Source organism: Sphingomonas sp. 77B (assembly GCF_056497825.1).
Map to the genome: position 1 here is coordinate 3,182,366 of NZ_JBWMBY010000001.1, position 20,440 is coordinate 3,202,805.

At 65.7% G+C, this 20,440-nt stretch carries 21 protein-coding genes; 10 read left to right on the forward strand and 11 right to left on the reverse strand.

Annotation, left to right across the window (positions count from 1 at the left end; translation table 11 throughout):
* Positions 1-49: 49 nt before the first annotated feature.
* The 4 genes from dnaK to AC1GI4_RS14985 all read left to right on the forward strand — a co-directional run bounded on the left by dnaK (position 50) and on the right by AC1GI4_RS14985 (position 4,809).
* Positions 50-1,948: a molecular chaperone DnaK gene (dnaK, locus tag AC1GI4_RS14970; protein WP_479630024.1), complete on the forward strand. Its 1,899-nt coding sequence runs from the start codon at positions 50-52 to the stop codon at positions 1,946-1,948.
* Between the two features lie 173 nt (positions 1,949-2,121).
* Positions 2,122-3,255, forward strand: coding sequence for a molecular chaperone DnaJ (dnaJ, locus tag AC1GI4_RS14975; protein WP_433911205.1), 1,134 nt, complete (start codon positions 2,122-2,124; stop codon positions 3,253-3,255).
* A 130-nt stretch (positions 3,256-3,385) separates the two neighbouring features.
* The gene (locus AC1GI4_RS14980) at positions 3,386-4,207 is read left to right on the forward strand and encodes a hypothetical protein (RefSeq protein ID WP_479630025.1); all 822 of its coding nucleotides are present in this window, start codon (positions 3,386-3,388) and stop codon (positions 4,205-4,207) included.
* A 74-nt stretch (positions 4,208-4,281) separates the two neighbouring features.
* The gene (locus AC1GI4_RS14985; protein ID WP_479630026.1) at positions 4,282-4,809 is read left to right on the forward strand and encodes a thioredoxin family protein; all 528 of its coding nucleotides are present in this window, start codon (positions 4,282-4,284) and stop codon (positions 4,807-4,809) included.
* Between the two features lie 183 nt (positions 4,810-4,992).
* Here AC1GI4_RS14985 and purB read toward each other — a convergent pair whose 3' ends face one another.
* Positions 4,993-6,309 carry an adenylosuccinate lyase gene (gene purB, locus AC1GI4_RS14990; protein ID WP_479630027.1) on the reverse strand — a complete coding sequence of 439 codons (1,317 nt, stop codon included), beginning with the start codon at positions 6,307-6,309 and terminating at the stop codon, positions 4,993-4,995.
* A 215-nt stretch (positions 6,310-6,524) separates the two neighbouring features.
* Here purB and AC1GI4_RS14995 point away from each other — a divergent pair, with 215 nt between their 5' ends.
* The gene (locus AC1GI4_RS14995) at positions 6,525-6,968 is read left to right on the forward strand and encodes an EF-hand domain-containing protein (protein ID WP_479630028.1); all 444 of its coding nucleotides are present in this window, start codon (positions 6,525-6,527) and stop codon (positions 6,966-6,968) included.
* A gap of 209 nt (positions 6,969-7,177) precedes the next feature.
* Here AC1GI4_RS14995 and AC1GI4_RS15000 read toward each other — a convergent pair whose 3' ends face one another.
* Together AC1GI4_RS15000 and AC1GI4_RS15005 are read right to left on the reverse strand one after the other, a co-directional pair.
* On the reverse strand, positions 7,178-7,792 hold the full coding sequence (locus AC1GI4_RS15000; RefSeq protein WP_479630029.1) for a 50S ribosomal protein L25/general stress protein Ctc: 615 nt from the start codon (positions 7,790-7,792) through the stop codon (positions 7,178-7,180).
* Positions 7,793-7,915: 123 nt separating this feature from the next.
* On the reverse strand, positions 7,916-8,479 hold the full coding sequence (locus tag AC1GI4_RS15005; protein ID WP_294272708.1) for an outer membrane protein: 564 nt from the start codon (positions 8,477-8,479) through the stop codon (positions 7,916-7,918).
* Between the two features lie 112 nt (positions 8,480-8,591).
* Here AC1GI4_RS15005 and AC1GI4_RS15010 point away from each other — a divergent pair, with 112 nt between their 5' ends.
* Together AC1GI4_RS15010 and AC1GI4_RS15015 are read left to right on the forward strand one after the other, a co-directional pair.
* Complete coding sequence (locus tag AC1GI4_RS15010) at positions 8,592-9,203, forward strand: hypothetical protein (protein ID WP_479630031.1); 612 nt, start codon at positions 8,592-8,594, stop codon at positions 9,201-9,203.
* Positions 9,203-9,433 (forward strand): helix-turn-helix domain-containing protein, encoded by a 231-nt coding sequence (locus tag AC1GI4_RS15015; protein WP_294272714.1) that lies wholly within the window; start codon positions 9,203-9,205, stop codon positions 9,431-9,433. The genes AC1GI4_RS15010 and AC1GI4_RS15015 overlap by 1 nt, the downstream gene beginning before the upstream one ends.
* 42 nt (positions 9,434-9,475) lie before the next feature.
* On the opposite strand, the gene AC1GI4_RS15020 is transcribed toward AC1GI4_RS15015, so the two are convergent.
* The 5 genes from AC1GI4_RS15020 to AC1GI4_RS15040 form a co-directional block, all read right to left on the reverse strand.
* On the reverse strand, positions 9,476-10,363 hold the full coding sequence (locus AC1GI4_RS15020) for a TraB/GumN family protein (RefSeq protein ID WP_479630032.1): 888 nt from the start codon (positions 10,361-10,363) through the stop codon (positions 9,476-9,478).
* A gap of 64 nt (positions 10,364-10,427) precedes the next feature.
* On the reverse strand, positions 10,428-10,871 hold the full coding sequence (locus AC1GI4_RS15025) for a hypothetical protein (protein WP_479630033.1): 444 nt from the start codon (positions 10,869-10,871) through the stop codon (positions 10,428-10,430).
* Complete coding sequence (locus AC1GI4_RS15030) at positions 10,868-11,059, reverse strand: hypothetical protein (RefSeq protein WP_433911198.1); 192 nt, start codon at positions 11,057-11,059, stop codon at positions 10,868-10,870. Before AC1GI4_RS15030 ends, AC1GI4_RS15025 begins: the two co-directional genes overlap by 4 nt.
* Positions 11,056-11,505, reverse strand: coding sequence for a hypothetical protein (locus AC1GI4_RS15035; protein ID WP_294272723.1), 450 nt, complete (start codon positions 11,503-11,505; stop codon positions 11,056-11,058). The genes AC1GI4_RS15030 and AC1GI4_RS15035 overlap by 4 nt, the downstream gene beginning before the upstream one ends.
* Positions 11,483-11,686 carry a helix-turn-helix transcriptional regulator gene (locus tag AC1GI4_RS15040; RefSeq protein ID WP_294272726.1) on the reverse strand — a complete coding sequence of 68 codons (204 nt, stop codon included), beginning with the start codon at positions 11,684-11,686 and terminating at the stop codon, positions 11,483-11,485. The genes AC1GI4_RS15035 and AC1GI4_RS15040 overlap by 23 nt, the downstream gene beginning before the upstream one ends.
* 327 nt (positions 11,687-12,013) lie before the next feature.
* On the opposite strand from AC1GI4_RS15040, the gene AC1GI4_RS15045 reads away from it, so the two are divergent.
* The 3 genes from AC1GI4_RS15045 (at position 12,014) to ppdK (ending at position 17,800) form a co-directional block, all read left to right on the forward strand.
* On the forward strand, positions 12,014-12,853 hold the full coding sequence (locus AC1GI4_RS15045; protein ID WP_007406656.1) for a glycine--tRNA ligase subunit alpha: 840 nt from the start codon (positions 12,014-12,016) through the stop codon (positions 12,851-12,853).
* Complete coding sequence (gene glyS, locus AC1GI4_RS15050) at positions 12,853-15,015, forward strand: glycine--tRNA ligase subunit beta (protein WP_479630034.1); 2,163 nt, start codon at positions 12,853-12,855, stop codon at positions 15,013-15,015. Before AC1GI4_RS15045 ends, glyS begins: the two co-directional genes overlap by 1 nt.
* 124 nt (positions 15,016-15,139) lie before the next feature.
* A complete protein-coding gene (gene ppdK / locus AC1GI4_RS15055; RefSeq protein ID WP_479630035.1) occupies positions 15,140-17,800 on the forward strand; it encodes a pyruvate, phosphate dikinase in 2,661 nt (886 codons plus the stop codon).
* Between the two features lie 224 nt (positions 17,801-18,024).
* Here ppdK and AC1GI4_RS15060 read toward each other — a convergent pair whose 3' ends face one another.
* From AC1GI4_RS15060 to AC1GI4_RS15070, 3 genes are all read right to left on the reverse strand, one after another.
* Complete coding sequence (locus AC1GI4_RS15060; RefSeq protein WP_479630036.1) at positions 18,025-18,387, reverse strand: hypothetical protein; 363 nt, start codon at positions 18,385-18,387, stop codon at positions 18,025-18,027.
* 79 nt (positions 18,388-18,466) lie between these two features.
* Complete coding sequence (locus AC1GI4_RS15065) at positions 18,467-19,459, reverse strand: type II secretion system F family protein (protein WP_294273503.1); 993 nt, start codon at positions 19,457-19,459, stop codon at positions 18,467-18,469.
* Entirely contained in the window at positions 19,460-20,440 is a 981-nt protein-coding gene (locus tag AC1GI4_RS15070) for a type II secretion system F family protein (protein WP_479630037.1), read from the reverse strand.

Here is a 20,440-nt window from a genome sequence, read left to right on the forward strand (position 1 = left end):
CCCGGCATTGGACTTCCAGACTATGTTCTTGAGGGGCATTTAGAGACTTATGGCAAAAGTGATCGGCATCGACCTCGGCACCACCAACAGCTGCGTCGCTGTCATGGAGGGCGGCAAGCCCAAGGTTATCGAAAACGCGGAAGGTGCACGCACCACGCCGTCGATCGTCGCCTTCGCCAAGGATGGCGAGCGTCTGATCGGCCAGCCTGCCAAGCGCCAGGCGGTGACGAACCCCGACAACACCATCTTCGCGGTGAAGCGCCTGATCGGTCGTCGCTTCGACGATCCCGTCACCAAGAAGGACACCGAGCTGGTTCCGTACGCCATCGCGCGCGGACCCAACGGCGACGCCTGGGTGAATGCGGGCGGCAAGGATTACAGCCCGTCGCAGATCTCGGCCTTCACGCTGCAGAAGATGAAGGAAACCGCCGAATCGTACCTCGGCGAGACTGTGACCCAGGCGGTCATCACGGTTCCGGCCTATTTCAACGACGCGCAGCGCCAGGCGACCAAGGACGCCGGCCAGATCGCCGGTCTCGAAGTGCTGCGCATCATCAACGAGCCGACCGCGGCGGCGCTGGCGTATGGCCTGGAGAAGCAGGACGGCAAGACGATCGCGGTCTATGACCTTGGCGGCGGCACGTTCGACATCTCGATCCTCGAGATCGGCGACGGCGTGTTCGAGGTGAAGGCGACCAACGGCGACACCTTCCTGGGCGGCGAAGACTTCGACAACAAGATCGTCGACTTCCTGGCCTCGGGCTTCCAGAAGGATGAGGGCATCGACCTCACCAAGGACAAGCTGGCGCTCCAGCGTCTGAAGGAAGCGGCCGAAAAGGCGAAGATCGAGCTGTCTTCGGCCCAGTCGACCGAGGTCAACCTGCCCTTCATCACCGCCGACCAGAACGGCCCTAAGCATCTGGTCAAGACGATCACCCGCGCCGATCTGGAGCGTTTGGTCGAGGACCTGATCCAGCGCACGCTGGAGCCCTGCAAGAAGGCGCTGGCCGATGCGGGCATGAAGGCCGACGAGATCGCCGACGTGGTGCTGGTGGGCGGCATGACCCGCATGCCGCGCGTCCGTGAGGTGGTAAAGAACTTCTTCGGCAAGGACCCGCACACCGGCGTGAACCCCGACGAAGTCGTCGCCATGGGCGCGGCGATCCAGGCGGGCGTGCTGCAGGGCGACGTGAAGGACGTGCTGCTGCTCGACGTGACCCCGCTGTCGCTGGGTATCGAGACGCTGGGCGGCATCATGACCAAGATGATCGACCGCAACACGACGATCCCGACCAAGAAGAGCCAGGTCTATTCGACCGCCGACGACAACCAGAACGCGGTGACGATCCGGGTCTTCCAGGGCGAGCGCGAGATGGCGCAGGACAACAAGCTGCTGGGTCAGTTCGACCTGGTCGGCATCCCGCCCGCGCCGCGTGGCGTGCCGCAGATCGAGGTCACGTTCGACATCGACGCCAACGGCATCGTCAACGTCTCGGCCAAGGACAAGGGCACCGGCAAGGAGCAGCAGATCCGCATCCAGGCATCGGGCGGTCTGTCGGACAACGACATCGACCAGATGGTCCGTGACGCGGAGAAGTTCGCGGAAGAGGACAAGAAGCGTCGTGCCGAGGCCGAGGCCAAGAACAACGCCGAGTCGCTCATCCACACCACCGAGCGTCAGCTGGCCGACAATGGCGACAAGATCGACGCGTCGCTGAAGTCGGAAATCGAGGCGGCGATCGCCGAGACCAAGACGGCGGTCGAGGGTGGCAACCCCGACACCATGAACGAGAAGGCGCAGGCCCTCGCTCAGGTCGCGATGAAGATGGGCCAGGCCATCTACGAGAAGCAGCAGCAGGGCGAGGCTTCGCCTGCCGCTGATGCCGGTGCGGCCAAGCAGGATGATGTGGTCGACGCCGAATTCTCGGAAGTCGACGACACCAAGTAACACCATTGGCCCGGCCCCTCTTCGGATGGGCCGGGCCATGGCACTGACGTTGGAATACCGCCCCGGCGCGATCCGGGGCTTGAAGTGGCGAGGCGCTTGGCGGTGTCGCTCCGTCCGGCCTGACGGCACGGTCGGTGGGTGCACCATCCACACGCGCAGGGGCGAGACCGGGCATGAGCACGACGATCGACTATTATGAACTGCTCGAATGCGAGCGCACGGCGGACGATGCGACGATCAAGTCGCGCTACCGCAAGCTGGCCATGCAATATCACCCGGATCGCAATGCGGGCTGCAAGGATTCCGAGGCCAAGTTCAAGGCGATCAGCGAAGCCTATGACTGCCTGAAGGACCCCCAGAAGCGGGCGGCCTATGACCGCTATGGCCATGCCGCTTTCCAGCAGGGCATGGGCGGCGGTGGCGGCGGCCATGGTGGGCAGGATTTCGGCGCCTTTTCCGACATTTTCGAAAGCGTCTTCGGCGAATTCATGGGTGGCGGACGCGGCGGCGGTCGGCAACAGGCGCGGCGCGGCGCGGACCTGCGCTACGACATGGAAATCTCGCTGGAGGAAGCGTTCCACGGCAAGCAGACCGAGATCACGGTCGACGTTTCGGCCGCCTGCGACACCTGCGACGGTACGGGCGCCAAGGCCGGAACCAGCGCCAAGACCTGTCAGCAGTGCGGCGGCCATGGCAAGGTGCGCGCGCAGCAGGGCTTTTTCGTGGTCGAGCGGACCTGCCCGGTGTGTCAGGGCGCAGGCCAGATCATCGCCGATCCCTGCCCGGATTGCCGCGGCGAGGGCCGCGTCGAGAAGACCAAGACGCTGGCCGTCAACATCCCGGCGGGCGTCGACGAAGGCACCCGCATCCGCCTGTCCGGCGAGGGCGAGGCGGGTGCGCGCGGAGCACCTGCGGGCGACCTCTACATCTTCCTGCATGTGAAGCGGCACGCGATCTTCGAGCGTGAGGGCACCACCCTGTTCGCGCGCGCGCCGATCAGCTTCACGACGGCCGCGCTGGGCGGATCACTGTCGATCCCCGGCCTCGATGGCCGCAGCCATGAGATCAAGATTCCGGCGGGCATCCAGTCGGGCAAGCAACTCCGCCAGCGGGGGGCGGGCATGCCTGTGCTCCAGGGACGCGGCACCGGCGACCTGGTCATCCAGATCGAGGTCGAAACCCCGACCAAGCTGTCGACCCGGCAGCGCGAACTGCTCGAACTCTTCCGCGAAACCGAGACGGGCGACGAATGCCCCGAAAGCCAAGGCTTTTTCGCCAAGTTGAAGAGTGTGTTCGCGGGCGAGTAAACCGCTTTCGGCATGTTTCTCAAAATATTGGATTCGGCACGGCCGGGGCTGGCAATAGCTCCGGCCGTGTTGACTCGTGGCTGACAGCAGAGTCAAGATCCGGGTGCGACTTTTAAGAGGAAGTTCTGCGATGCGTCGGCTGTTTGCTTGCTTGATCGCCATGGGCGCGATGTTTTCCGATCCGGTATCGGCGCGTGACGGCCAATCGCGCGGGGCGGAAAAGCCGGTCTTGCCGGACGGCGGTTCCTCCGACGAGATCATCGTGAAGGCGCTCAGCCTTCCGCGCGATGAATTGCCGATCAACGTGCGCTGGGCTCCCGTCGACAACACCAAGATCGACATCATCTATGAACGTGCCGACCAGTATCTGGCCTGCGCCTTGAGCAAGGCCGATCGCAACTGGCTGCGCAAGGCGGTGGAGGGGCCACCCGCGCTGGCCAGCACCGAATATGCGCAAGGATGGCTGATCTCGACCAACTGGGGTTGCTATCCACCGCGCGGCACCTTTGCGCCTTGGAATCCCGGCATGGCCGGGCAAAGCCTGATCGATCGCGGTATCCTGATCGAGCGGACGTTGCGGACCTTCGTGCCCCATGCGTCGCTGACCGCCGCGCAGACCTTCGATCCGGCTGTCCGTGCGCGGTTCCGCAAGGTGGAGACGCAGCACAATCGCTATCGGCAGAATCCCGAATTGTCCGGCTATATCGTCGCGGCATGCCTGGTGCAGACGCAGCCGGTCCTCGCTACCCGCCTGTTCCATGCGAGGCAGGGAGGCGATCTGGTCCGCGGAATCGAACAGGCGATGCTCGTAAATTCGCCCGAATGCCTCGAAGGGGTGAATCAGCTGAACGTCGAGCCGACGACGATGCGCCTTTATCTCGTCGACGCCTTCTACCGTTGGGTTCTGGCAGTGCACGATGTGCCGTCGCTGATCCCCGAGGGCGGGGCATAGCCGGGGCACGGTTCTCCCCAAGTAAAGCCATATTGCATTGCAGCGGCGGGGGCGCTCCAATGGCGCGAATAAGGATGGAGATCGTCATGTCGTCGTGGAAAGCCGCTTTGCCCCTGATCGCTGCGTGTGCGCTGCTCCTGCCCGCGGCCGCGCCCGTATCCGCGCCACGTGTCGGGATCGCCAGCTTCGAGGCGCTGCCTAAGCCGCTGCCGCTGCCCTATCATGCCGGTGACGCCAAGGCGCAGATCGCAGCGGCGCGGGCGCGGGCGGTCAAGGCGCACAAGCGGGTGCTGATCGACCTGGGCGGTAACTGGTGCCTCGACTGCCGGTTGCTGGCGGGCGTGATGGAGACGCCGCAGATGCGCCCCTTCGTCGCCAAGCATTTCGAGGTGGTGACGGTCGATGTCGGCCGATTCGACCAGAATATGGATATTCCGGCGTCCTATGGGATCAAGGGGCGGCTGGCCGGGGTGCCCGCCGTGCTGATCGTCGACCCGAAGACCAATAAGCTGGTCAATGCGGGGCGGGAGACGGCGCTGGCCGATGCGCGGGCGATGACGCCGCAGGCGGTGGCGGATTGGTTGGCGGGTTGGGTGGGGTGAGATTCGTGCGCCGGTCGCTCGGATAACGACTGGTGTTCCCTCCCCCAACCCCTCCCGCCTGCGGGAGGGGAGAGGTTGGATGGCAACGGTTTCCCCAAATAACTCCCCTCCCGCAGGCGGGAGGGGGTGGGGGAGGGGAGTCCGGTTCGGCAAGCTATCCCGCCGTTGGGACTCCCCCCAACCTTAAGCCTCGCCAAACACCCGCGCGAAGATCGTGTCGACATTCTTGTAATGATAATCGAGGTCGAACCGCGCCTCGATCTCCTCTGCCGACAGGGCGGCGGTGACATCCGCATCGGCCTTGAGCAGCTCCATCAGCGACAGTTCGCCATCCGACTCCCAAACCTTCATCGCGTTGCGCTGGACCAGGCGGTAGCTGTCCTCGCGGCTCACGCCCGCCTGGGTCAGCGCCAGCAGAACGCGCTGCGAATGGACCAGACCGCCCATCTTGTTGAGGTTCTTCTCCATCCGCGCCGGATAGACGACCAGCTTGTCGATCACGCCGGTCAGGCGGGCGAGCGCGAAGTCGAGCGTGATGGTCGCGTCGGGGCCGATATAGCGCTCGACCGAGGAGTGGCTGATGTCACGCTCATGCCACAAAGCGACATTCTCCAGCGCCGGGGTGACATAGCCGCGGACCATGCGCGCCAGGCCGGTCAGGTTCTCGGTCAGCACCGGATTGCGCTTGTGCGGCATCGCCGACGAGCCCTTCTGGCCGGGCGAGAAATATTCCTCGGCTTCCAGAACCTCGGTGCGCTGCAGGTGGCGGACCTCGGTCGCCAGACGCTCGATCGAGCTGGCAATGACGCCCAGCGTGGCGAAGAACATCGCATGGCGATCGCGCGGGATGACCTGGGTCGAGACGGGCTCGACGGTCAGCCCCATCTTCTCGGCGACATGCGCCTCGACGCTGGGGTCGATATTGGCGAAGGTGCCGACCGCGCCCGAGATGGCGCAGGTGGCGATGTCGGCACGCGCGGCGACCAGGCGGGCGCGGTTGCGGTCGAACTCGGCATAGGCCTGCGCCAGCTTCAGGCCGAAGGTCACCGGCTCGGCATGGATGCCATGGCTGCGCCCGATGGTCGGGGTCAGCTTGTGCTCATAGGCGCGACGCTTGATGACCGCGAGCAGCGCGTCGAGGTCTTCGAGCAGGATATCCGAGGCGCGGGCGAGCTGCACCGCCAGGCAGGTGTCGAGCACGTCGGACGAGGTCATGCCCTGATGCAGGAAGCGCGCCTCCGGGCCGGTGCGCTCGGCGACATGGGTCAGAAAGGCGATGACGTCGTGCTTGGTCTCGGCCTCGATCGAATCGATACGGTCGATGTCGAAGTCCCCGGCGGCCTTGTCGGCTTCCCAGATGCGCGCCGCCGCTTCCTTGGGCACCACGCCCAACTCGGCGAGCGCGTCGGTGGCGTGCGCCTCGATCTCGAACCAGATGCGGAAGCGGGTCTGCGGATCCCAGATCCGGGTCATGGGGGCACGGGAATAGCGCGGAATCATCGGGGCACCTTCAGGTCGTGGAAACGGCACGGCTCACCGTGCACTCCCTCTCGGAATCACGGCGTACCGTGCCGTTAGCAGGGACGAGCCGAGCCTTCAAATCCCAAGGATGGATCGCCATATAGCATAATGGAGTTTAGGGCCGTATCACTAACGACGAAGATGCGTTCCTGATCTTCACAGTCATCGTTCGACCAACGTAAGGGAGAGACGAGATGATGAAATATGCTATTCTTGGCGCCGCGATGATGGCGTCTGCCCCCGTTCTGGCCCAGGTCACGCCTGCGCCAGCCCAAACCACTCCGGCCGCGCCGCAAGGGGCGCCCGCAACCACGGCGGATCCGGCGCAGATTGCGCAGCCCACGGCTGATGCGTCCGCATCAACTCAGGGTCAGGTGCAGGCCAATGGCAGCCAGATCGCCCAGGTCGTCGACACACAGTTCCCGACCTATGACAAGGACGGTGATGGCAAGCTGAACAAGGCCGAGTTCGCCCAGTGGATGGTCGCGCTGAAGTCGCAGACCGATCCGTCGACCAAGGCCGATGCGCCCGCCACCAAGAAGTGGGTCGGCAGCGCCTTCGCCCAGGCCGACACCGACAAGGACAAGACGGTGTCCAAGACCGAGCTGACCGGCTTCCTGAGCCAGGGCCAGGGCTAAATCGGAACACTCCCTCCGTTCCGACGATTCCCCGAGCGGGGATGAGCGGGGCCGTCGGACCTTCGGGTTCGGCGGCCCTTTCGCTGTCCTCTTATTCCGCCCCGTCGTCAGATGGGGAGGATTTGAGACGGGCACGAAAAAGGGCAGGGGCGTCGCCGCCACCTGCCCTTCTTTTCGTTCGCTGACCCCGAGGGGGAAGCGGGGCCGGATCAGGCCTCTTCCGAACCTTCGGCCTGCGCCTCGGCGTCGGCCGCCTCGTCAGCGGCGGTCGGGACCGTCGGCGGGACGATGGTGGCGATCGCGAAGTCGCGGTCGTCGATGGCGGGCTCGGCGCCCTTGGGCAGCTTCACGTCCGAGATGTGGATCGAGTCGCCTACGGCCAGACCCTTCAGCGAGATGCTGATTTCGGCCGGGATGTTGGCGGCGTCGACGACCAGCTCAATCTCGTGGCGGGTGACGTTCAGGACGCCGCCCTGCTTCACGCCGCTCTCGTCTTCGTCGGTGAACACGACGGGCACGGCGACCGTGACGGTCTCATGCTCGCCGATGCGCAGGAAGTCGACGTGCAGCGGACGGTCGGTGACCGGATGGAACGCGACGTCCTTCGCCAGCGTGCGCTGGCCGTCCACCATGATGACCGAGGTGAAGAAATGACCCGTCATCAGCGCCTTGACGAGGGCCTTCTCTTCGAGATGGATCGACGCGGCGGCCTGGTTGCGGCCATAGATCACGGCGGGGACGCGGCCTTCACGACGCAGCGAACGGGAGGCTCCCTTGCCAACCTGATCGCGCGTCTCGGCGGCGAGCGTAAGGGTGTCGCTCATTCCAGTTACTCCGAAACAAAATGGATATAGGCTTCCGACCACGCCTCCAGGGATGACCATGACCGGAAGCGGCGGCGCATAGCCGCAAAGCCCGCAAAAGGCAAGCCACGCGCCGCCTTATCCTCAGAAGCGGATCGGCAGGCCGATAAGGACGCGGCCATGCTCGGATCCCGCCTGGGCGCGCAGGCGAACCGCGACGTTGCGGCCGATCTGCCGCTCGATCCCGATGCCGCCGACCAGCCCGCTGGGTCCGTTGCCGTCATCGTCGATGACGTTCGCCAGCCGCACGTCGTAGCGATAGCCGCCATAGCCCGCCTCGGCGAATACCATGGTGCGATCGCCGAGCACATATCCTGCCCGTGCGGTCACGCTATAGCCCCAGCGCGCCTTCTGCTCGTAGAACGCGAAAATCTCCTGGCTGCGCACGGTGCCGCCCCCAGCCTGGACCGCTACTTCGCCCCCCAGGAGCAGGCGTTCGCTGGCGGGCAGCATGATCCCGGCAAAGCCACCCCCGGCCAGCCCCGCCCCCACATATTTGCGGCTGTTGATGTCATCGCCAAGGCGGAAGCCATGGATCAGGACCCCGGCCTCCAGTCCCGCATAAGGGCCGGCAAAGGCGGGCTTGTCCTGCGCGAAGGCGGTCGCGGGCAGGCAGATCAGCAGGGCGGCGGCGAACTGGAGGCGCATCGAAAACGTCCTTTGGTCATAGGGGCTCCCCATCGATTCCCTATGAAGGTTGATGTATGATGATTATGAATTTCTGTAAAACAGAAAGAATGTGATGTCGGACAGATATTTCATGAGCCGTGGGCGCGCGCGGGTGGTGCGGGTGTTCGCGCTGCTGTGCTTTCTGATCGCGGGGGCGGGGGCGGCAACGCTGCCTGCGATGTTGGTGGGGCCGCAGTGGCAGGCCTTCATGATCGATTGTAATGACGGATGCCGCCCAAAGCCCCAGCCGCTTGATCAATTGTCGCCGGAGGTCCGACACGTCATCGCCAGCTTGCCAAAGGCCCCGGAACGAATGACCGCCGCCATGGCGGAGCCCTATTGGTGGCGGCGACTGTTCGGCATCCAGATGCTGGACATCCTGCCCTTCACCCTGTTGTTCTTCTCCGTCGGCAAGGCGCTATGGTCGTTCGGCAACCGGCAGGAGCATCGCGATTGGCGCGGAATACGCTGGCTGCAGCGGGCGACGGCGGTGGCGATCATCATGGCGATCGTCGAACCCCTTGCGCAAGTGCTGCGCGACGCCGTCTTTCTCGGCGCGATGACGGATGTCGGGGCTTTTTCCTATTTGATCGACTTCACCCAGATCATCGAGCGGCTGCTGTTCGCCGGGGCGGCCTGGGCTGCGATCTGGGCGCTGGCGGCGGGGTTGCGCGCGCGGGGCGATCTGGCCGAGATCGTCTGATGCCCGTGACCGTCCATCTCGATCTGATGCTGGTACGGCGCAAGGTGAAGTCGAAGGAACTGGCCGAGGCGATCGGGATCACCGAATCGAACCTGTCGCTGCTGAAGTCGGGCAAGGTGAAGGGCGTGCGCTTTTCGACGCTGGCCGCCATCTGCCGCTATCTGGAATGCGAGCCGGGCGACATACTCGGCTACGAGCCGTCCGATGATGATCTGACGGCGGAGGAATAGGGCGCGCCGCCCTCCCGAAGGAGAGCGGCGCGCAGGTTGGGCTCAATAAACGATGCGTTCCGCCTTGATCCCCTGCTTGGCGAGTTGCGCCTGGACGCTGTCATTGCCCGCCAGATGGCCCGCGCCGACCGCGACGAAGACAGTGCCGGGCTTGGCCAGCCGTTCATTGATCCACGTCGCCCAGCGGGCGTTGCGGTCGGTCAGCAGGGTCTTGGCGACCTCGGGCGAGTCCTTCAGGCTGTCGTTCATCGTGCGGGCCAGCGCGTCGGGATCGCCCTTGGCCCATTCGTCGACCATCTCGGCCATTTCCTCACCCGCCTTGGGCAGGTCCTCGACCGTGGAGGTCAGGAAGTCGATCTGCGCCTTTTGCGACAGGCCGTTGAAATAGCCGATCTGCTGCTCGGCGGTCTCCAGCCCCGCGACCGGCTTGTTCGCGGCCTTGGCCGCGTCGGCCAGCACCGTCTCCGGGCCGTTCTTGGGATCGTAGCCGAGCTTCTGGATCGGCGCGATCGACAGGGTGACGCCCGCCAGCCACGGCTTCATCCGGTCGAACGCTTGGGGCGGCAGGCCTGCATCGGTCAGCGCCTTCAGATAGGCGCCACGCTTGTCGGCGGGCAGCTGTTCGGTCAGCGTCGGGCCGGTGGTGACGATACCGTTCTTCAGCACGATCTGCTGCATCGTCGCCTGGTCGGGCTGCACCATTTCCAGGACCAGCTGGTCCGACTTGTCGAAGGCGGTCTTCACCGCCTCGTCGAACCAGGACAGGCCGGGCTTCAGCACATGGATGGTGCCGAACAGATAGATGGTGGTGTCGGCATCCTTGACCACCCAGAGCGCGGGGTCCGCGTCATTGGGGTTTTGCGCGGGTTTGCTCTGCGCACAGGCGGGCAGCGCCAGCATCAGCGCGAGCGAGGTGAGGGCGGCTTTCATGATCGTCTTCATGGGATCGGACTTTCGGAAAAGGAAGGGCCGGATGGGATAAAGGGCCGGAAGCTCAGACGTATTTGCGCCACATCCAGACGATGCCGCAGGTCGCCATCAGGGCGACGTAGACCCATTCGACCTGTAGGGGCGGCAGCACGCCGCCGCGCCAGAGGAACCACCAGACGGGGGCGCCTAAGCCGACGACATAGAAGGCCGCCAGCGCGCCGTCGCGATAGGCGCGGCTTTCATGCTCATCGACCACCCGGTGCCAGCGCCAGGAAATGATAGGCACTACGACGCCCCACATCAGTGCCATGAGGATCGCGAACCAGAGCGGCAAAGGTGACGTCCACATGTCCAATGTGCTGGGCTTCATTCCCGCTGGGGTGGAAAGGATCGCCACAAGAGCCATGGAGAGGCCCATGACGCCGCCGACAGCGCCGGAGATGGCAACCAGACGGCGATTGGCGCGCTCGCTGGGGCCACGGCTGTCGCGTTGGAATAGATCAGTCACGGTCGCACCTCGATGGAAAGATGGACGGAAAAGGCGGGCATCCGCACATTATAGGCGGCGGTCCTAGCGGCCCGAATATCGGGGCGGAGTGTATCGAGCGTGATCTCTCCCACGCGTCCGGCACCCCAGCCGAGCAGCGACAGCGCGATGCCGGTGCCGATGACCGTGCGGGTCAGACGGCGGCTCATGACCGCACCCGCCGGATGACATAGAAGGCCATGCCGATGGCGACCGAGGCCCACCAGCTATTGTCCTCGAAATCAGTCTGGTGCGTCTGGGCACCGATGATCGTCAGCACCGGGTGCAGGACGAAGTTCGCCAGTCCGATCACGGCCCAGGTTTCGATCGCCAGCCGCCGCTGCATCTCATCGGTTTCGCGCCAGTTGCGCCAGGTCACGATGCCCCCGACGATCAGGATGACGACCGCTGTGATCTGGGCCAGTGGCCGTGGTGCGGATGCGCGGGGAAGATGGAACAATCCGTCGACAAATCCCTCCAGGAACGGAAGTCCGACCACCAGCAGGACGGCCACGGCGACCAGCACCATCCGACGTCGCTTCCGGCGCGCCGTGCGCGCGGCCTCCCGGCTCTCGCCCCAGCGGGCGCTGCCCTCACTCGCCGTCATGTTCATCATCGAAAATCTCCTCGATGGGCAATTCGAACAGGCGGCCGATGCGGAATGCGAGCGGCAGCGAGGGGTCGTATTTCCCCGTTTCGATGGCGTTGACGGCCTGGCGCGACACGTCCAGCCGCCCGGCGAGTTCCGCCTGGCTCCAGTTGCGTTCGGCGCGCAGCACCTTGAGGCGATTTTTCATGTCCACCTCCTCTTGCATGGCCAACCTCCCTTTGTCACCCGTGCATGACGTAATGTCAGGTGACCATGACAAAGTGACAGCGAGTCGTGATATTGTCAACAAGACCTGACAAAATATCACGCGTGGTTGACTTTGCTCCGTCATTGCGAGCGCAGCGAAGCAATCCAGAGCCACGGGCGAGCACACCCTGGATTGCTTCGCTGCGCTCGCAATGACGGGGGATGAGGATGGCGGCCGTCCTTGACCGCGAAAGGGCCATCCGCCAAAGCCTGCGCCATTATGCAGACCCGAAACGGCCCCACGGGAGGACCCATGTCCTTCCAGCGCATGATCCTCACCCTCCATGATTATTGGAGCGAGCGCGGATGCGTGATCCTGCAACCCTATGACATGGAGATGGGGGCGGGCACCTTTCACCCCGCGACCACGCTGCGCGCGCTGGGGCCGGACAGCTGGAACGCCGCCTTCGTCCAGCCGTGCCGCCGCCCGACCGATGGCCGCTATGGCGAGAACCCCAACCGGCTCCAGCATTATTACCAGTATCAGGTGATCCTGAAGCCCTCGCCAGCCGACCTGCAGGACCTGTATCTGGGCAGCCTGGCCGCGATCGGCGTCGACATGGCCAAGCACGACATCCGCTTCGTCGAGGACGACTGGGAAAGCCCGACCTTGGGTGCCTGGGGCCTGGGCTGGGAAGTCTGGTGCGACGGGATGGAGGTGACCCAGTTCACCTATTTCCAGCAGATGGGCGGATACGACATGAAGCCGGTCGCGGGCGAGCTGACCTACGGGCTCGAGCGTCTGGCGATGTATATCCAGGATGTCGACAATGTGTACGACCTGCGCTTCAACGATGCGGGCGTAAGCTACGGCGACGTGTTTCTCGAGAACGAGAAGCAGATGTCGACCTGGAATTTCGAGGTCGCCGACACCGACACGCTGTTCGATGCCTTCAAAAAGGCGGCGGCGGAGTGCGAACGCTGCCTGGAGGCCAAGCTGCCCATCCCCGCCTATGAACAGGCGATCAAGGCCAGCCACACCTTCAACCTGCTGCAGGCGCGCGGCGTGATCTCGGTGGCGGAGCGCCAGGCCTATATGGGCCGCGTCCGCGATCTGGCGAAGGGCGCGTGCGGCGCCTGGATGGACAAGAACGGCTGGGCCGCGTGATGACCGATTTTCTGCTCGAACTCCGCTCCGAAGAAATCCCCGCCCGGATGCAGGCGGGCGCGCGGGATAACCTCGCCAAGCTCTTCACCGCCGAACTCGCCAAGGCCGGTCTGTCGGCGGGTGAGATCGTCACTTATGCGGGGCCGCGTCGCCTGGCGCTGATCGCGCGCGGGCTTCCGGCCGCGACCGAGGCGGTGTCCGAGGAAGTGAAGGGCCCGCGCGCCTCCGCCCCGCCGCAGGCGCTGGAGGGCTTCCTGCGCAAGACCGGGCTGACGCGCGAGCAGCTGACCGAGCGCGATGGCGTGCTCTTCGCGATCACCGAAAAGCCCGGCCGCGCGACCGCCGAGGTTCTGGCCGAGGCGATCCCCGCGATCGTCCGCGCCTTCCCCTGGCCCAAGTCGATGCGCTGGGGCGCCGAGTCCGCCTCGACCGAGTCGATGCGCTGGGTCCGCCCGCTGCACGCCATCGTCGCGCTGTTCGGGGGCGAGGTGGTGCCGTTCGCAATCGCCGGGATCACCAGCGGCAATGTCACGCGCGGTCACCGCTTCCACGCGCCCGCCGAGATCGTGCTGACCGGCGCCGATACCTATGTCGACCAGCTGCGCGCCGCGAAGGTGCTGGTCGATCAGGACGAGCGCGCCGCGATCATCCGCGCGCGCGCCTCCGCGCTGGCCGCCGAGGCAGGGCTGGAACTGGTCGAGGACGACGGTCTGGTCGCCGAGAATGCCGGGTTGACCGAATGGCCGGTGCCGCTGCTCGGTCGCTTCGACGAAGCCTATCTCGACGTGCCGCCCGAGGTCATCCAGCTGACCGCGCGGGTGAACCAGAAATATTTCGTCTGCCGCTCCGCCGACGGCAAGCTGGCGAACGCGTTCGTCTGCACCGCCAATATCGAGGCGAGCGACGGCGGCGCGAAGATCGTCGAGGGCAATGGCAAGGTGCTCGCTGCCCGCCTGTCCGACGCGCGCTTCTTCTACGAGACGGACCTGAAGACGAAGCTCGACGATCTGCGCCCGAAGCTGGAAAAGATCGTCTTCCACGAAAAGCTCGGCACCGTCGCCGACAAGGTCGAGCGGGTGGCCAAGCTGGCCCGCTGGCTGGTCGAAGAGGGAATCGTCACCGAATCCCCCTCCCGCAGGCGGGAGGGGCTAGGGGAGGGCAGTGCCCCGAGCGACGTCGCTGGTGGAGAGGTCCCCCCCCCATCCCCCCCCGTTTACGGGGGGGGCGAGCTTGCCGATCTGGCGGAGCGCGCCGCGTACCTTGCGAAAGCCGATCTCGTCACCGGCATGGTCGGCGAGTTCCCCGAATTGCAGGGCCTGATGGGGGGCTATTATGCCGCCGCGCAGGGCGAGAACCCGCGCGTGGCCGAGGCGGTTCGCGATCACTACAAGCCGGTCGGGCAGGGGGACGACGTTCCTACCGCGCCGGTGACGGTGGCGGTCGCGCTGGCGGATAAGCTGGATACGTTGGCGCAGTTCTTCTCGGTTGGGTTGAAGCCCACCGGGTCGAAGGACCCATTCGCGCTGCGCCGTGCTGGTCTTGGCGTATTGGAATTGCTGAACCGGAACGAGCTTCGTGCACGTCTGTTCGGTGCGGTGAGCGCGGCCATGTTGGCGCGTATCGAAGCCCCCAACCCGGTTCAGGTCGATGAGGTCATGCAATTCCTCATCGACCGCTTAAAGGTCCAGCAACGCGAGGCAGGCGTCCGTCACGACCTGATCGACGCGGTGTTCGCGCTCGGCGGCGAGGACGACCTCGTTCGCCTGCTCGCCCGTGTCCGTGCGCTGCAAGCCTTCGTCACCACCGATGACGGCACCAACCTGCTCGCCGGGTACAAGCGCGCCGCGAACATTCTGAAGAAGGAACGCGTCGAGGGCGACCAGGCCTGGACCGCGCCGACCTATACCCCCGAACCCGCCGAGGCCGAACTGATCGCGGCGCTCGACCCCGCCGAGCCCAAGGCGGCGGACGCGGTGAAGGCCGAGGATTTCGAGGCCGCGATGGCCGCGCTGGCCTCGCTTCGCGCGCCGATCGACCGCTTCTTCGACGATGTGACCGTCAACGACGCCGACATGGACAAGCGAACCGCGCGCCTCGCGCTACTCGCGCGGGTGCGGGCCGCCGTGCATACGGTGGCGGACTTCTCGAGGATCGAGGGATGACGTGATCCGGATCGGGAGGCGGGGGCAAACGTTCCTGTCTTCCTCTCCGGCAATATCGCCTTATTAACACCGACGCCTGTGTCCCCAGGGCGTCGGACGTGACGACCAGTAAAGGATCGAACCGATGACCTATGTGTACCGTTTCGGCGGCGGCGTTTCGGACGGCGGCAAGGGGGACAAGAACCTGCTTGGCGGCAAGGGCGCGAACCTGGCCGAAATGGCCTCGATCGGGCTGCCGGTGCCGCCGGGCTTCACCATCTCGACCGCGATGTGCACCCGCTATTATGAGGATGGCGAGCAGTTTCCGCAGGAACTGCGCGACGAGGTCGCCGATGGCATCGCGCATATCGAGGCGGTGACGGAAAAGCGCTTCGGTGACGCGCAAAACCCGTTGCTGGTCTCGGTCCGCTCGGGCGCGCGGGTGTCGATGCCGGGCATGATGGACACGGTGCTGAACCTCGGCCTCAACGACCAGACGGTCGAGGGGCTGGCGAAGAAAGCGGGCGACGAGCGTTTCGCCTGGGACAGCTATCGCCGCTTCATCCAGATGTATGCCGATGTCGTCCTGGAGCTGGATCACGGTGCCTTCGAAGAAGCGCTGGAGATCGCCAAGGAAGACAATGGCTTCACCCTCGATACCGAGATGTCGGCCGAGGACTGGAAGGCGCTGGTCACGACCTATAAGGGTCTGGTCGAGGAACAATGGGGCAAGCCCTTCCCGCAGGACGTGCACGACCAGCTCTGGGGCGCGGTCGGCGCGGTGTTCGGATCGTGGCAGTCGGAGCGCGCCAAGGTCTATCGCCGCCTGAACGACATTCCCGCCGACTGGGGCACCGCCGTCAACGTGCAGGCGATGGTCTTCGGCAATATGGGCGACACCTCGGCGACGGGCGTGGCCTTCACGCGCGACCCGTCCAAGGGCGACCGCGCTTATTACGGCGAATTCCTCATCAATGCGCAGGGCGAGGATGTGGTCGCGGGCATCCGCACGCCGCAGTATTTGACCAAGGCCGCGCGTGAGGAAGCGAACGCCAAGCCCGCCTCGATGGAAGAGGCGATGCCGGAAGTGTACGCCGAGCTGGCCGCCGTCTTCGACCAGCTCGAAACCCATTACCGCGACATGCAGGACATCGAGTTCACGGTCGAACAGGCCAAGCTCTGGATGCTCCAGACCCGTTCGGGCAAGCGCACCGCCAAGGCCGCGCTGAAGATCGCGGTCGACATGGCGAATGAAGGCCTCATCACCCGCGAGGAAGCGATCGCGCGGGTCGATCCGGCGGCGCTCGACCAGCTGCTCCACCCGACGCTGGACCCCGATGCCAAGCGCGATGTGCTGACCAAGGGCCTGCCCGCGTCGCCCGGCGCGGCGTCGGGCAAGGTGGTGTTCGACGCCGATGCCGCCGAGCGCGCGGCGGCGGCGGGCGAGGCGGTGATCCTCGTCCGTGTCGAGACTTCGCCGGAAGACATTCACGGCATGCACGCGGCCAAGGGCATCCTGACCGCGCGCGGCGGCATGACCAGCCATGCGGCGGTCGTCGCACGCGGCATGGGTCGGCCTTGCGTGTCGGGCGCTGGCAGCCTGTCGATCGACAACAAGGCCAAGCTGCTGCGTGTGGGTAGCCGTGAGGTGCGCGAAGGCGACATCCTGACGCTCGACGGGTCGACCGGCGAAGTGATGGTCGGCGCGGTCGCCACCGTGCAGCCCGAGCTGGCGGGCGATTTCGGCACGCTGATGGAATGGGCCGATCAGGTCCGTCGTCTGAAGGTGCGCGCCAATGCGGAAACGCCGCTCGACTGCCAGACCGCGCGCGATTTCGGTGCGGAGGGCGTGGGTCTTTGCCGCACCGAGCATATGTTCTTCGACGCCGCGCGGATCACGGCGGTGCGCCAGATGATCCTGGCGTCGGACGAAGCGGGGCGCCGTGCGGCGCTCGCCAAGCTGCTGCCCGAACAGCGTGCCGACTTCACCGCGATCTTCGAGGTGATGGCGGGCCTGCCGGTGACGGTGCGCCTGCTCGACCCGCCGCTGCACGAGTTCCTGCCGCAGCAGGAGGCCGAGTTCGCCGAGGTCGCGACGGCGGCGGGCGTCGACGTCGATACGCTCAAGCGCCGGGCCAACGAGTTGCACGAGTTCAACCCGATGCTCGGCCATCGCGGTTGCCGCCTGGGCGTGACGTACCCGGAAATCTACGAGATTCAGGCGCGCGCCATCTTCGAGGCGGCTCTGGACGTGGCGGAGAAGTCGGGCGAGGCGCCGATCCCCGAGGTCATGATCCCGCTGGTCGCCACGCGCCGCGAGCTGGAGCTGATGAAGGCGGTGGTCGACAAGGCCGCGCAGGCGGTCTTCGCCGAACGCGGCAAGACGGTCGAGTATCTGGTCGGCACCATGATCGAGCTGCCGCGCGCCGCGCTGAAGGCGGGCGAAATCGCCGAGGTCGGCGAATTCTTCTCCTTCGGCACCAACGACCTGACCCAGACCACGCTGGGTGTCAGTCGCGACGATGCAGCGCGTTTCCTGAGCGCCTATGTCGAGAAGGGCATCTACGCCAAGGACCCGTTCGTCAGCCTGGATGTCGAGGGCGTGGGCGAGCTGGTCAGCCTGGCCGCCGAGCGTGGCCGCGCGACGCGGCCGGGGATCAAGCTGGGCATTTGCGGCGAGCATGGCGGCGATCCGGCGTCGATCGCCTTCTGTGAGCAGGTCGGGTTGGATTATGTCTCGGCCAGCCCGTACCGCGTGCCGATCGCGCGGTTGGCCGCAGCGCAGGCGGCGTTGAAGGCGCGGTGATTTTTGGGGGAGGGGGGGTCGGCGAGTGTGTGGCCTGGCCTCTTTCCCTCCCCCATCCCCTCCCGCCTGCGGGAGGGGAGCGTTATGAGGCTACCTGCTCGCCTCTTTCAGGAGCGGTAGGCTGGTTGCAACGCCAAACTGCCATACTTGGCACGCCCCTCCCGCAAGCGGGAGGGGATGGGGGAGGGCAGGGTGTCTCACCGAGCCCCACCCCCAAAAAACCATCACCCGTGCGTCGTCACACGATTCCCGAAATCGAACCACCCACGACGCTCCCCCGCCGGATAGGCCGGACGCGCGGCGCTGGATGCGACCGGACGATAGGGTGCCCGCTCCACCACCGGCGCGGCCGCGACCGGCTGGGCGCTCGCCAGCCGGTGGTTTTCCTTTTCCAACTCGGCGATGCGGTCTCGTGCCGCCGACAGCTTGGCCTCGGTGTCCTTCACCTGCGCGGCGTGCGCGTCGCGCTCGGTCGAATAGCGGGTGCGCCATTTGCGGCCGCCCGGATGGCTCGCCAGCCCGAAGAGCCAACCCGCGATGAGGACCAGCCCCAGCACGGCGAACTGTGTCGTCGAAGTGAACAGCATCGCGTCGATCCCATCCTGTTGAATTTGGTCTGTTACGACCGATCAACGACTGGGCGGCACGCTGGTTGCGAAGCCGGTTCTATTGCCCGGCGATGAGCGTATCCTTGATCGAACAGGCCGCAGGGCCAAGGATCACGACGAACAGCACCGGCAGGATGAACAGGATCAGCGGCACCGTCATGATCGCGGGCAGGCGCGCGGCCTTTTCCTCGGCGCGCATCATGCGTTCGTGCCGGAACTCGGCCGACAGCACGCGCAGCGCGCTGGCGAGCGGGGTGCCGTATTTCTCGGTCTGGATCATGGTGGTGACGACCCCGCGCAGCGAGTCGAGGTTGACCCGCATGGCGAGGTTCTCCAGCGCCTGCCGCCGGTCGGTCAGGAAGCCCAGTTCGACCGAGGTAAGCTGGAACTCATCCCCCAGCTCGGGATAGGCGCGGCGCAGCTCGCGCGCGACGCGGGCGAAGGCGGCATCGACGGTCAGGCCCGCCTCGGCACAGATCACCATCAGGTCGAGCGCGTCGGGCAGCCCCTTGCGGATCGCGGCGGTGCGTTTGTCGACCTGGTTCTTCAACGCCAGGTCGGGGCCCTTATAGGACAGGACCAGCGTGCCCGCGACGATCATGTAGCGGCTGAACCCGCTCCAATCGGCGAAATCCTCGGTCCCATAGACCCAAAGCGCCATCGCCCCGCCCAGCACGATCGGCAGGACGAGCCGTCCGAAGATCACCGCGACCGCCATGTCCTTCGATCGGATGCCCGCCTGGAGCAGCTTGATCTGGACGGCCTTGAGCTGTTCGTCCTGAAGCATCTTCAGCGCGCCCAGGACCTTGCGCATCCGGTCCAGCAGGGTGGCGCGGTCGATCAGCTGCGCGCGGGGTTTGGGCGCGCTGACGATGCCGTTCTTCAGCAACTCGCGCCGTTCGTTGAGCGCCCGCACCCGGCGCGTCATCGGATCGCGACTGCCGATCAGGGCATAGCCCGCGACCAGCAGCGCAAAGATGCACAGGCCCCATAGCAACGCGGTGAGCGATGCCGGATCCAGGCCGAAAGGGGTGGGCGCGGGAGCGGTCATTCAGATCTCGAAGCTAATCATGCGGGACATGATGAAGGCGCCCAGGCCCATCCAGATAAAGCCCGCCGCGCCGACCACCATGAGGCGGGGATCGACGAAAAAGCGTGCCATATAGGGCTGGTTTATCATCCAGATCATGCCGAACACGGCAAAGGGCAGGCACCCGATGATATAGGCCGATGCCTTGGATTCGGACGACATCGCCTTGATCTTCAGCTTCATCTGCGCACGCTTGCGCAGCACGTCGGCCAGGTTGGACAGCGTCTCGGCCAGGTTGCCGCCGGTCTCGCGCTGGATGGCGATGGCGATGACGAAGAAGCGGAATTCGGGAATGTCGAGCCGGTCGGCGGTTTCCTGAAGCGCCGCGTCCATGCTGCGCCCGATCCGCATCCGGTCGGTGACGGCGCGGAACTCGTCCCCGATCGGGCCGGGCAGCTCCAGCGCGACGACCGCCATCGTCTCGGAGATCGGTAGGCCCGAGCGCAGGCCGCGGACCAGCAACTCGATGGCATCGGGAAAGCGCGTGACGAACTTGTTGCGGCGCTTCGCGATCATTCGCCCGACGACCATGTGCGGCAGCCAGAGGCCGATGCCGAGCCCGACCAGAAGGGCGGTGAAGAACGACCAGCCCAGGATCATCAGCAGGATCATCAGGCCGAACGCCAGCCCCGCGCTCGCCATGCCATATTGGCCGACCGTCCAGTCCCGCCCGGTGCGGTCCAGCCGTGTGGCGAGCTTGGCCGGATTGGGAAGCAGGCGGCCGAACGCCTTGTCCATCCGCGTGTCACCGGCCAGCGCGATCCCGCGCGAGGCCGTCACCGCCTCCAGCGGCTTGCCGAGGTCGAGCGCGACGCGACCGCGCAGCGCCGCCAGCCGCCGCGTCTGGCTGCGCGAGCGAGCTGGGGTGGCAAGGGCCGACATCGCCAGCATCAGCGTCAGGAAGACGCCCATGGCCAAGATCAGGGTCGCGGTCATCGACAT